Annotated in this window: 11 protein-coding genes; 6 read left to right on the forward strand and 5 right to left on the reverse strand. The window is 69.3% G+C overall.

Features of this window, described 5'->3' with window-relative positions; translation table 11 throughout:
• Window positions 1-5 precede the first annotated feature (5 nt).
• From ACQPXG_RS45915 to ACQPXG_RS45925, 3 genes are read left to right on the forward strand one after another with little or no spacing between them, the layout of a single operon-like run.
• Complete coding sequence (locus tag ACQPXG_RS45915; RefSeq protein WP_433465433.1) at window positions 6-1,157, forward strand: hypothetical protein; 1,152 nt, start codon at window positions 6-8, stop codon at window positions 1,155-1,157.
• The gene (locus ACQPXG_RS45920; RefSeq protein WP_433465434.1) at window positions 1,154-1,858 is read left to right on the forward strand and encodes an ABC transporter ATP-binding protein; all 705 of its coding nucleotides are present in this window, start codon (window positions 1,154-1,156) and stop codon (window positions 1,856-1,858) included. Before ACQPXG_RS45915 ends, ACQPXG_RS45920 begins: the two co-directional genes overlap by 4 nt.
• The gene (locus tag ACQPXG_RS45925; RefSeq protein ID WP_433465435.1) at window positions 1,855-3,057 is read left to right on the forward strand and encodes an ABC transporter permease; all 1,203 of its coding nucleotides are present in this window, start codon (window positions 1,855-1,857) and stop codon (window positions 3,055-3,057) included. The genes ACQPXG_RS45920 and ACQPXG_RS45925 overlap by 4 nt, the downstream gene beginning before the upstream one ends.
• 148 nt (window positions 3,058-3,205) lie before the next feature.
• On the opposite strand, the gene ACQPXG_RS45930 is transcribed toward ACQPXG_RS45925, so the two are convergent.
• From ACQPXG_RS45930 to dnaB, 3 genes are all read right to left on the reverse strand, one after another.
• Window positions 3,206-3,955 (reverse strand): hypothetical protein, encoded by a 750-nt coding sequence (locus ACQPXG_RS45930; RefSeq protein ID WP_433465436.1) that lies wholly within the window; start codon window positions 3,953-3,955, stop codon window positions 3,206-3,208.
• A 189-nt stretch (window positions 3,956-4,144) separates the two neighbouring features.
• Entirely contained in the window at window positions 4,145-4,636 is a 492-nt protein-coding gene (locus tag ACQPXG_RS45935) for a hypothetical protein (RefSeq protein ID WP_433465437.1), read from the reverse strand.
• Window positions 4,637-4,742: 106 nt separating this feature from the next.
• Window positions 4,743-7,367 carry a replicative DNA helicase gene (dnaB, locus tag ACQPXG_RS45940; protein ID WP_433465438.1) on the reverse strand — a complete coding sequence of 875 codons (2,625 nt, stop codon included), beginning with the start codon at window positions 7,365-7,367 and terminating at the stop codon, window positions 4,743-4,745.
• A gap of 328 nt (window positions 7,368-7,695) precedes the next feature.
• Between dnaB and ACQPXG_RS45945 the strand changes: the two genes are divergently transcribed.
• Complete coding sequence (locus ACQPXG_RS45945) at window positions 7,696-9,021, forward strand: MATE family efflux transporter (RefSeq protein WP_433465439.1); 1,326 nt, start codon at window positions 7,696-7,698, stop codon at window positions 9,019-9,021.
• On the opposite strand, the gene ACQPXG_RS45950 is transcribed toward ACQPXG_RS45945, so the two are convergent.
• Window positions 9,018-9,632 carry a TetR/AcrR family transcriptional regulator C-terminal domain-containing protein gene (locus ACQPXG_RS45950; protein ID WP_433465440.1) on the reverse strand — a complete coding sequence of 205 codons (615 nt, stop codon included), beginning with the start codon at window positions 9,630-9,632 and terminating at the stop codon, window positions 9,018-9,020. The genes ACQPXG_RS45945 and ACQPXG_RS45950 overlap by 4 nt on opposite strands.
• An 85-nt stretch (window positions 9,633-9,717) precedes the next feature.
• Here ACQPXG_RS45950 and ACQPXG_RS45955 point away from each other — a divergent pair, with 85 nt between their 5' ends.
• Entirely contained in the window at window positions 9,718-11,205 is a 1,488-nt protein-coding gene (locus ACQPXG_RS45955; RefSeq protein WP_433465441.1) for an FAD-dependent monooxygenase, read from the forward strand.
• 50 nt (window positions 11,206-11,255) lie between these two features.
• Window positions 11,256-11,444 carry a hypothetical protein gene (locus ACQPXG_RS45960; RefSeq protein WP_433465442.1) on the forward strand — a complete coding sequence of 63 codons (189 nt, stop codon included), beginning with the start codon at window positions 11,256-11,258 and terminating at the stop codon, window positions 11,442-11,444.
• A gap of 25 nt (window positions 11,445-11,469) precedes the next feature.
• Here ACQPXG_RS45960 and ACQPXG_RS45965 read toward each other — a convergent pair whose 3' ends face one another.
• Window positions 11,470-12,129: a peptidoglycan recognition protein family protein gene (locus ACQPXG_RS45965; RefSeq protein WP_433470173.1), complete on the reverse strand. Its 660-nt coding sequence runs from the start codon at window positions 12,127-12,129 to the stop codon at window positions 11,470-11,472.
• Window positions 12,130-12,375 lie beyond the last annotated feature (246 nt).

A 12,375-nucleotide genomic window follows, 5' to 3' on the forward strand; every position in this document is an offset into this window, starting at 1 on the left:
ACTCGATGAGCACCAGAACGACCGAACCAGGCCTGGAGACGCGAGGAACGCCCGCACGGCCACGGCGACGGAGCAAGCGCCGCGGAATACTCGGCGGCTGCGTCGCGATCGTGGTCGCGGTCGGCGGCGTGGCCCTCGCCATGACGGGCCCGTTCGGCGACGACGACAAAGCGACCACGAACGCCGGCGGCGGGACGTCGCTCGCGGCGGTCCAGGAGGGCCCGCTCTCTTCGCAGGTCGACCAGAGCGGGACGCTCTCGTACGCGGGCGGCGCCGACGGGACCCCGTACCCGGTGGTCAACCAGGCGAAGGGGACGTACACCCGTGTGCCGGCGCCGGGCACCCAGATCGACTGCGGCGAAACGCTGTACAAGGTCGACCAGAAACCGGTGATCCTGATCTGCGGAAGCACGCCCGCATACCGGGACCTGGCCGTGGGCGACGACGGCAAGGACGTCCGGGCGCTGAACAAGACCCTGGTGAGCGAGGGCTACGCCGACAAGTCCGAGCTCGATTCCGATTGGGATCACTTCGGTTGGGAGACCGCAGAGGCCCTGGAGAAGCTTCAGGACGAACGGGGCTCGGACGTGACGGGCAGGCTGGACCTCGGTCAGGCGGTGTTCCTGCCCGGCCCGTTGCGGATCACCAAGGTGACGGCCAAGAACGGCACCGGCGCGGGCCCCGGCCATCCGATCATGGAGGCGTCGTCGAACCGGCGCGAGGTGATCGTGCAACTGGACGCGTCCCAGCAGTCGGAGGTCAAGAAGGGCGACCAGGCGCAGATCACGCTGCCGGACAACCGGACGACGTCCGGCGTGGTCAGCCGGATCGGCACGGTCGCGGCCGCCGACAAGGACAAGCCCGCCACGCTCCCGGTCTACGTCACGCTCAAGCACCCGAAGGACGCCGGAACTCTTGATCAGGCACCGGTCCAGGTACAGATCACCACGGGCGGCGTCAAGCACGCGCTGATCGTGCCGGTGACCGCGCTCATCGGCCAGGCCGGCGGGGGATACGCGGTCGAGGCCGCGGTGGGGGACACCGGCCGGACCCGGATCGTGCCGGTCACGCTGGGACTGTTCGACAACGCCAACGGACGGGTGCAGGTCTCCGGCGCCCTGACGACCAAGGACCGAGTGGTGGTGCCGTCGACATGAGCGAGAGGAACGTCCTCGAACTGGAGCGGGTCACCAAGACGTACGACACGCAGCCTCCCGTCCACGCGCTGCGCGGCGTGAGCTTCACCGTTCGGAGCGGGGAACTGGTCGCGATCGTCGGCCCGTCGGGGTCGGGCAAGTCCACGCTGCTGCACATCCTCGGCACGCTCGACCGGCCGAGCGAGGGCACGGTACGGATCGACGGGGAGGACGTCGCGACGCTCACCGACCGCGAACTCGCCGCCCTGCGGGCGCGCAGCATCGGCTTCGTCTTCCAGCAGTTCTTCCTGTCCGAGCACACCACCGTCCTGGAGAACGTCGCCGACGGCCTGCTCTACGGGGGCGCAGGCCGCGCCGAGCGGCGCGAGCGAGCGGCCGAGGCGCTCAGCCGGGTCGGGCTGGAGGACCGGGCGGGCTTCCGCCCGGGCAAGCTCTCGGGCGGGCAGCGCCAGCGCGTGGCGATCGCCCGCGCGCTGGTCGGCCGCCCGGCCATCGTGCTCGCCGACGAGCCGACGGGAAACCTCGACAGCAGGACCGGCGCGGCCATCATCGAGCTGCTGCACGAGCTCAACGCCGGCGGGGCGACCATCCTCATGATCACGCACGACACCGGGCTGGCCGCCCAGATGCCCCGCCAGCTGCACGTCCTCGACGGGAAGATCGTGGTCGACAGCGCGACGCGTTCGATGGAGGGCGTATGAGGCTGTCCGACCAGATGCGCGTGGCCGGCATCGGAATCCGGGCTCGCCGCCTGCGCGCCGCCCTGTCCGCGCTCGGGATCGCGATCGGCACCGCGGCCATCGTCGCGGTGCTCGGCCTGTCGGCGTCCTCCCAGGCCGGGCTTCTGGCACAGATCGACCAGCTCGGCACGAACCTGCTGACCGCCAACAACGGCCAGTCGGTCACCGGCGGGACGGCACAACTCCCGGTCGCCGCGCCGCAACGGATCTCCCATCTGCCCGACGTCGAGCAGGTGGCGCACGCCGGCGCCATCGACGACGCGAACGTGTACCGCAGCCCGCTGATCCCGGCGATCAACACCAACTCCCTGAAGGTACGGGCCGCCAGCCTCAACCTCCCCGACGTGATCGGAACCGGCGTGGCGCAGGGCCGCTGGCTGAACACGGCGACCGAGCGCCGGCCGGTCGCGGTGCTCGGCGCGCTCGCCGCACAGCGCCTCGGGATCGACCGCGTCTACCCCGGGCAACGGATCTGGGTGAAGAACCAGTGGTTCTACGTCGCCGGCATCCTGCAGCCCGCGACGCTGTCGACCGACATCGACACCAGCGCCCTGATCGGCTACCCGGCCGCGGAGCGTTACCTCAGCTACGCGACCGTCGACAAAGGCAAGGCGGTTGCCGGACCCCCGACGACGGTGTACGTGCGGGCCCGCACGGACAAGGTGAACTCGGTGCAGGAGGTGCTCGCGCAGACCGCGAACCCCGAGGCGCCCAGCGACGTCGACGTCAGCCAGCCGTCCGACGCACTCACCGCGCGAGCCGCCGCGGAGGGCGCCTTCAACAGCCTGTTCCTCGGGCTCGGCGTGGTGGCGCTGATCGTGGGCGCGGTCGGAGTCGCCAACATCATGATCATCTCGGTGCTGGAACGGCGATCGGAGATCGGGCTGCGCCGGGCGCTCGGCGCGACCCGCGGACACATCCGCACCCAGTTCCTGTCCGAAGCGGTCATGCTCGCATTGCTCGGCGGGGTGGCCGGAGTCGCGGCCGGGGTGCTGACCACCGTGATCTACGCGAACACCAAGGGCTGGGCGGTGGTCATCCCGGTCCAGGCGTGGGCCGGCGGGATCGGCGCCGCGATCGTGATCGGCGCGATCGCCGGCCTGCTCCCGGCCTTGCGAGCCGCCCGCCTCTCCCCCACCGAAGCCCTCCGCACCCTGTGACCACCCAATGGCATTCCTCAAGAAGCGGCAGCCTCCCCGTTCTGCAACGGGGGAGGCTGCCGGTGCGGGAGGCCGCCGCGGTTGAGGTGACGCCCCGGTGTGGTGGCCCTGGGCGCCATGGCGCCTGGGGGTAGATGCCCCCAGACCCTTACTTGTTGATCTCGGGGAGCGTTGTAGAGCCGACCACCGTCGCGAGCACGACATCGCGGTGCAGGCGATCTTCGATGGCCCGCGTCATGCGGCCGGTGGGCAACCGCAGCTTCTGCACTGCCCGGAGGACCGCCAGCGTCATGGCCAGCCCCCGTTCGCCGACGGTGGCCGGACGCCGCGTCTTCGACCGCAGCCAGTTGCAGCTGAGGCCGAAGTAGGTCCCGATTTCTCCTTCACCGTCCGGCCCATGGTCCTCGCGCAACAGCGCTTCCAGGTCGTTGCCGCCGGTACGGAAGCGGTCAATGATCAAGCGGAGCGCTTCGAGCTCGTTCAGGCTCAGCCCGCAGGTCCCAGGGGACTCACGGAGACGGGCGAACTCGTCCGGCCGTACCCCGCCGGCCAGCCCGCGGTAGTCCCAGTGCAGGATCCTCCACCGGTCGTACCAGCTGAGCTCGTTGAGCGGCCGACGGTAGCGCTCCGCCGAAACCGCCAGTCCCATTCCTCGCGCGATCAGTGACTCGATGCCACGGAGGCCGTCGAGGTCGACGACACCCCACTCGGTCACCAGGTGCACGGACGGCTGCTCCGTCTCGGACTCCATGACGACGAACAGGTGAGTTACGCCCTCCAGGTCGTCGTTGACCGCCCCCACGATCACGTAGGAGGGGCCGTCCGCCGACGGGACGGCGTGGAAGCCCAGGTCGCTCAGACGTTCCCGGGTGATCTTCTGCGGACCATGTTTGGCCATGGTTCACTTCCTTTTCGTTGGGTCCAGATCTGTGACGGCTCCGAGAGCCTGACGACACCGATGTCCGGTAGTCGCTAGTGACAACCGTCCGGCCCGACGCAGATGCGGCCATCGAGCCGACGCGGCCGGGCAGGGACGCCCGGCCGGTGGCAGGGCCACGGGTTACTGGGCCATGTGAACACGCCGGAATCACCCAGGCGACCGGCGTCGACCTCTCCTGATCACGATGACGACCCCCATGACCAGTGCGCAGACGGGAAGCGCCCCGGCGAGCAGGGTCGTGACGAGGTCGCCGACCCAGGGGTTCGAGCCGTTCCGGTAGACCTCGTGCGGGTGCGGTCCGGATGCCCGCACCGGGAACCGCTCGCCGTACCGATGTCGGTGGTTACCGTCCAAGCGGACGTCTGGGACGGTGCCCGCAGAGGAGATGAACATGCCGCTCGTCTTGTACCCGCCCTTGGGTTTGCGGTCGCTCCACTCCACGGTGAAGGTTCCGGCGACTCCCTCATGCGCGGCTTCATAGGCATCCACCGTCCTGGACGCCCCGGACACCGCTCCGGCTGCGAGCAGCACGCCTGGGAACACGAAGATCACTGCGACGAACACGATCGCGGACACGCCGGGGAGACGGCGGCGGCTTCCCAGGCGCCTCAGCTCAGGCGGCTCGGCGGGCATGCTCACCTGCGGCTCCACGACGTGGCGGTTGCGTTGAGCGCACTCTACAACTCGGCGGTCGCCCGATAGCGCGTCCCTTGACTGCGGTGCCGTCCCGCGCGCCGGGCGGGGGTTACTGGGCCATGTCGACGAAGCGGCTGTAGTGGCCCTGGAAGGCGACCGTGACGGTGGCGGTGGGGCCGTTGCGGTGCTTGGCCACGATCAGGTCGGCCTCACCGGCGCGCGGCGACTCCTTCTCGTAGGCATCCTCGCGATGCAGCAGGATCACCATGTCCGCATCCTGCTCGATCGATCCAGATTCGCGAAGGTCGGACACCATGGGCTTCTTGTCGGTCCGCTGCTCGGGACCACGGTTGAGCTGCGACAACGCGATGACCGGGACGCCCAGCTCCTTTGCGAGCAGCTTCAGCGACCGAGAGAACTCCGAAACCTCGACCTGGCGGCTCTCCACGCGCTTCCCCGAACTCATCAGCTGCAGGTAGTCGATGATGACGAGCCGCAGGTCGTGCTGCTGCTTGAGACGTCGGCACTTCGCGCGGATCTCCATCATCGACATGTTCGGCGAGTCGTCGATGAACAGCGGCGCCTCGGCGACCTCGCTCATGCGCCGCGCGAGACGCGTCCAGTCCTCGTCCTGCAGGGTGCCGGACCGCATCGCGTGCAGCGCCACCCGCGCCTCGGCGGACAGAAGCCGCATGGTGATCTCGTTCCGCCCCATCTCCAGACTGAAGAATGCCGAGGTCAACCCATGCTTAATAGACGCAGCCCGGGCGAAATCGAGTGCCAGCGTCGAGTTGTGCGTGGGGATGCAGGAACGTCCAGCCAGGTACATGTGGTCCGCGTTGTCCACCTGGACGCACCGAACTGGCACGCTTTCGACAGGCCGCACATCCACGATGTATCGCACCCGCGTCTTCGGGTGGACCTTTGCCCGCTGCCGAGCCGCCTTACGCGGCAACCGGAACACCGTCTCTGCCGGAGTGAAGTGGATCCGGCAGAAGGTCGAGGTCTCCGGAGAACGCCCCTTGACCTTCTTTGTCGTCACCGTCGCGCGATAGCCAAGGCTCAGGATGAGCTCATGAGCGTCTTCGGCCAGCCGCTTGTTGACGAACCCAAGTTGCACCTGCCCGATCTCTGAGACATACCCGTCGGTGTCAAGCATCCCGGCCAGCAATGCCCGTCGCTGGGCTTCGGATGCCCGCAGGTACATGTCAGGGATGTGCTTGCGCTTGAGCAGCCCGGTATCCAAGAGAACGCGTTTAAGCCCTAGAAGCCCGTAGCGCCCTGGCGTCGAATGCGGCGAAACGACGAACTGACCAATCGACCTTATTTCGGCGAGTATCTCTTCATCAAAACAGGTCAGCACACCCTGTGAGCTATACCCATCCCCGAGCCAAGCCCCAAGGATGTACGGCTCGATCGGCAGCCCTGCTTCAGGTAGCTGGAACGGCCTGGCCACTTCGACAGCATGGTTGGGGCGATTGTCTGCGTCACTGCGCAGGGTGGAGGCGATCTCTTCGGTCGTCTTTATAGGGCGGTGCTGCGCGGTGGTCGCAAAGTTCATGGGTCGGACCACCCGGTGCAACAAACCTCGATAAAGGCTCGTGCATTCGTAACGTGGCTGGCGCTTCGAAACGGTCGTGTCCACCTCACCACGGTGACCGAGTTCCCGCGTCACCGCATAGAGGGCATCTCTGAACTCCGCTCCGACCTCGGCCATCGCCTCGCGATGGGTGATGAGCCCTCGGGGCTGCTCGTTGGCGTCCGCAGTTGCCCAGCGGACGCGGTTGATCGCCTCATCAGGCCAGTAGTAAGAGCGTTTCGTTTCGGCCTGCTGCCGTCGGCTGGCACGGGTCGAGGTGCGCCACTGGTGCTCGGCGTCGGCGATGATGACCTCTCCGTCGGAGAACTCGATCTCGTAGCACGGGCGGCCGTGCATGACCTCCGTCGCGGCGACGACGCGCGTCGGTCTGCCGTCGGCTCCGATCAGATGGTCACCGACCTTGACTTCCCCCATCGTCGTCCAACCTGTGGGGGTTACTAGCGGAGTGCCCAATTCGAGCGCTTTGCCCATCGCAGGTCTTGCGGCCACTACCACCATCTGGCCGGGGTGTAGGCCGTTGGTGAGGGCGTCGAGGTCGGCGAAGCCGGTGGGGCAGCCGACCATCTGGCCGCCGCGGCTGCCGATCGCCTCGATCTCGTCGAGGGCGCCGGGCATGATCTCGCTCAGGGCGACGTAGTCCTCGCCGGCGCGTTTCTCGGCGATGGCGAAGACCTCGGCCTGGGCGCGGTCCAGGACCTCGTCGGCGTCGGCGCCGTCGGCGGCGTAGCCCATCTGGACGATGCGGGTGCCGGTCTCGACCAGGCGGCGCAGGATCGCCCGCTCATGGACGATCTTGGCGTAGTACCCAGCATTGGCCGCCGTGGGCACCAGGGAGATCAGGGTGTGCAGATAGGGGGCGCCGCCGATGCGGCCGATCTCGCCGTTCTTGGTGAGCTCGCCGGCCACGGTGACGGCGTCGGCCGGGTCACCGCGACCGTAGAGGTCCAGGATGACGTCGTAGACGATCTGGTGTGCGGGACGGTAGAAGTCGGGCGTGCGCAGCAGCTCGACGACCTCGGCGATGGCGTCCTGGGAGAGGAGCATGCCGCCGAGGACGCCCTGCTCCGCCGAGATGTCGTGCGGCGGGGTGCGCTCGAACTCGTGATCCTGCGGCCCGATATCCGCCACGCTCACCGGCGCACCCCTTCATCCTGGTCGTCGCCCGCCCCATCGCCGACCGTTCATCCCACGTCTATCTCCCGCCTCCGACATTCTCGCGAGGCCGCGCCGCCATGGGCAAAGCGGCCTGTGGACAACCCTGTGGAAGCCCTGTGCAGACACGCCGGATCGGTTGTGCACGACCTGTGGACAACTTTGTGGATTCTCCGTGGACGACTCCCGGGCGGGCGCGCTGAACTGGGCGAACGTCGTCCACCGGGTGTGCGGAAAAGAAACTCGGCCGTCCGGGGCCATGTAATGCTTGATTTTCTTACGTGGGTTACAGGCTGGTAGCCTCTGCGCGGTGACCACTCCCCGGCGGCTCGCGACCGCGCACGACCGCGAGATCCTGCGCCTCGCCGTGCCGGCCTTCGGCGCGCTCGTCGCCGAACCCCTCTTCCTGCTGTCGGACTCGGCCATCGTCGGGCACCTCGGCACCGCGCCGCTGGGCGGCCTCGGGGTCGCCGGCCAGGCCCTGACCACGCTCGTCTACCTGTGCGTCTTCCTCGCATACGGGACGACGGCCGGGGTGGCCCGGCAGGTCGGTGCGGGCGATCTCCGGGGGGCGATCAGGCAGGGCATCGACGGCATATGGCTCGCGGTCGCCATCGGGGCCGCGCTGATCGTGGCCGGCCTGCCGCTGGTCCCCTGGATCGTGGACGCGTTCGGCGCATCCGCGGTCGTGGCGCCGTACGCCGAGACGTACCTCAGGATCAGCCTGCTCGGGATCCCGTCGATGCTGGTCGTCCTGGCCGGGACGGGTGTGCTCCGCGGCCTGCAGGACACGCGGACGCCGCTCGTCGTCTCGATCGGCGGTTTCTCGCTGAACCTGCTGCTCAACGTGCTGTTCGTGATCGGCCTCGGGTGGGGGATCGCCGGGTCGGCGTGGGGCACCGTGCTCGCGCAGACGGGCAGCGCGGTCGTCTACGTGGCCGTCGTGCTCCGGGCGGCCCGGCGGCACGGGGCCCCGGTGCGCCCCGACCTGGACGGCTTGAGGGCGTCCGCGACGGCCGGCGTCGGGCTGATCATCCGGACGGCGGCGCTGCGGGTCGTCCTGATCGTCGGGACGTCGATCGCGGCGCGGATGGGGGACGCGGAGATCGCCGCGTACCAGGTCGGCTTCCAGATCTGGACGCTGCTCGCCTTCGCGCTCGACGCCATCGCGATCGCCGGGCAGGCGATCACCGGCCGGTATCTGGGCGCGTCCGACGTCACGGGCACGCGGGCCGTCACCCGGCGGATGGTGTGGTGGGGGATCGGCTGCGGTGTGGTCTTCGGGCTGATGATCCTTGTGGCCCGTCCATGGTTGCCGGGGCTGTTCACGCAGGATGTCGACGTGCGGCACATGCTGCTCGCCTCGCTCTTTCTGGTCGCGGTGCTCCAGCCTGTGGCAGGCGTCGTGTTCGTCCTGGACGGCATCCTGATCGGCGCAGGGGACGGCCCCTATCTCGCCGCGACGACGCTTGTCGCGACGGCTGTCTTCCTGCCCGCGGCCATCGTGCTCTTCCGGACGGACGCGGGCCTGATCGGGCTCTGGGTCGCGATCGGGCTGTGGATGCTGACGCGCATGCTCACCCTGAGCCTTCGCGCCCGCGGCGACCGCTGGATGGTCACCGGCGCCGTCCGCTAGGACCGGGCGGCCAGGCGGGCGCGCATTCCGTCGATGAGGAGTCCCAGCCCGTACTCGAAGGCGTCCTCGCGCCCCTGGACCTCGGCGATCGCCGCCGCGAAGACGCCTTCACCGCCGGGGCCGCCCTCCAGCCGCTCGACAGCGTCGTCCTCGCGGACGTGTCCGGCCTGTTCTTCGAGGACGGTCCCGCTGACATAGTCGGTGACGACAAGGATGTTGAGCAGGGCCTCGCCTGGGGTGAATCCCGCGTCGCATAGGGCCTGCAGCATTCCCTCTATGGCGGACGCCCGGTCCGCGGTGGGACGAGACCCGGCTGTCAGGAGCACTGCGTCTCGGTGGGCCCGGAGTCCGTCGCGCATGCCTCGCGCCCTGCCCGCGAGCCAGTCGTCCCACGACTGTCCCGGTTCGGGGACGTCCGGCCCATATCCCTCGACCGCCATCATGGTGACCATTTCGTCGAGGAGTTCCTGCTTGTTCGCGAAGTGCCAGTAGAGCGCCGGTGCCTGGACGTCCAGTTCCCTGGCGAGCCGGCGCAGGCTGAGCCCGGCCAAGCCGACCTCGTCCAGCAGGCGGATCGCCGTGCGAACAACCTCCTGACGCTCCAGCTTCATGCGGCTCCTCTCACGGGGGTTGACAGCTTAACAGCGTTAAAGCATCCTTAACGCTGTTAAATTTAACGGCGTTAAGGAGATTCGCATGACGGACGTGGTCATCGCCGGGGGCGGGCCGGTCGGCCTCGCCCTGGCCGTCGAACTGCGGCTGCACGGCGTCGAGACGGTCGTGCTCGAACGGCTCGCCGAGGTCGACCGGCGCACCAAGGCCGGCGCCGTCCACGGCCGCGCCGCCGAGATGCTCGACCGGCGCGGCCTCACCGGCCGCATCGCCGAGGTTCAGGAGGCGCTCCTCGCCGGAAGGCCCACGCCGGCGCATCGCGGCGGCGTGGGCGGGCCGCAGCCGCGCGGCCACTTCGCGGGCATCTGGGTGCTGCGCGAGACCTCGCACCCCACCGCGGACGTGATGATGATCCCGCAGGACCGCCTCGAAGAGATCCTCGCCGCGCACGCCGCCGAACTGGGCGCCGACATCCGGCGCGGGCACGAGCTCGTCCGGTACGAACAGGACGCCACCGGCGTCACCGTCACGGCCGACGGCCCGGACGGACGGTACGAACTGCGCGCCGGGCACCTCGTCGGGGCCGACGGCGGCCGCAGCCCGGTCCGCAAACTCGGCGGCTTCACCTTCCCCGGCACCGACGGGATCATCACCGGCTACCAGGCGATCGCCGAACCGGACGATCCCGGCTTCGCGCCCCGCGGCTGGACGCGCTTCCCGTCCGGGCTCATGGTGAACGGGCCGGTCCCCGGGCGGCTCCTCATGGTCGAGTTCGACGGCCCGCCCGCCGACCGCGACGCTCCCGTCACGCTCGACGAGATCCAGGCCGCCGCGCGGCGCATCACCGGGACACAGGTCACGCTGAAGTCCGCCTCGTCCATGACCCGCTTCACCGACAACGCGCGCATCGCCGACACCTACCGCTCGGGACGCGTTCTGCTCGCCGGCGACGCCGCGCACGTCCACTCGCCGTTCGGCGGGCAGGGGCTGCTCCTCGGCCTCGGCGACGCGGTCAACCTCGGCTGGAAGCTCGCGCTGGTGGCGCGGGGAGAAGCACCCGACGAGCTGCTCGACACCTACACCCGGGAGCGGCACCCGGTCGCCGAGCGCGTCCTGGACAACACCCGCGCGCAGGTCGCGCTGATGCGCCCCGGCCCCCACGTGGACGCGCTCCGCGAGATGTTCTCCCTCCTGCTCCACCACGATGACGCGAACCGCCACCTGACCGGGATGATCTCGGGCGCGGACATCCGGTACGACCTCGGCTCCGCGCAGGACCTCGTCGGACGCTGCTACCCACCGGATCTGACCGTCCGGCTTCCCACCGGAGAGGAGCAACGGCTCGCCGCACTCCAGCGCTCAGGGCGCGCCCTGCTCATCGCCACCCGCGACAGGTCGGCCGGCGGATGGGAAGGCCGCCTCGACACCGTCATCGGTTCATGCGACCTGGCTCCGGGCGCGTCGATCCTCGTGCGGCCGGACGGTTTCGTCGCGTGGACGTCCGACGACCCGGTCCCGCTCGACGAGGCCCTGACACGCTGGTCCGGCCCCGCCCGCGTGCCTTCTCGTTGAGCGTCCCGAAACGCACCCGCAACGCCGGCCACACCCGCTACGATTCGAACATGTGTTCCACACACGGCGAGCGGATGGCCCTGCTGACGCAGGCGATCGACGACCTGGCGGCGGAGGGCCTCGCCGGGCTGCCCCCGGAGACGCTGGTGGAACGGGTGGCGGGCATCTGGTCTCTGGTCGAGGGCATCGACCCCGAGATAGCCCGCCGCCGCACCCGCTACACCACCCCCGAGACCTGAACCGGGGGCGCCCCCGCCGGACGGGTCAGCCCAGGTTGCCCAGCGACGGGAACAGCGGCAGCCACGAATCGTCGCCAGTGTCGCCGTTGTCGCCGGTGCTCGGGCTCGGCTGCGGACTCGGGGCACTCTCCATGCGGTCGGCGACCGACCTTCGGAGCGCGGGCAGCCGCGCATAGAGGGCGTCGCCGGGGCACGAGGTGTTGTTGTAGTCGCGGTGCCCGACGATGGCGCTGGCCGGGTCGAGGTTGTACACCCGGCAGAGCCAGACACACACCTCCGTCAGCGACCTCCACAGGCTGCCCGGCACCGCCCTGGACGTGTAGGTGCCCTCGTTCTCGATGCCGATCGTGTGCTGGTTGTGGTGCAGGACCTGCGCTCCCACCACCAGGTCGCCGGCGCGGATGGCCCTCAGGCTCCGGTTGCGGCCCTCCATCACGATGCCGCCCCGGCTGATGGTCAACTGCTGGCCGGTGTCGTCCCAGTGGTTCTTTCTCATGTGGATGTTCTGGATCGCCCGGGAGAGGGCGAACGCGTGGGCCAGCGAACGGTCATTGGAGTTCGCCGTGGCCGTGTGATGCACGATGATGTGGTCCGGTGCCCGATTGCGGACCTTGGCCGGGCGCTTGGGCGCTCTGGCGTTCCACTGCGCCCGCGTGTAGACGTGCGGGGCCTCGGCCGTGAACATGACGCGGTCGCCGGCCCCGTAATGCGGCCCGGCGGGAAACTCGTCCGCCATGGCCTCATTCTGGTGGAACGCCCCCCAGGACAGCATCTCCAGCATCCCGGCCCCCACCACACCGCCGATGACCGACCGGCGTGTCACGAGCCTGCCCGTCCGTTCCCGGTCGTCCGCGCCCTCCCCCGAATGCGCCATCACCACCGTCCCCCTTCGTCCCGCGACACTGTGATCACGGAACGTAATCGCCGCAAA

Origin of the sequence: Spirillospora sp. CA-128828 (assembly GCF_050945415.1) — a bacterium.
GTDB lineage: Bacteria > Actinomycetota > Actinomycetes > Streptosporangiales > Streptosporangiaceae > Spirillospora.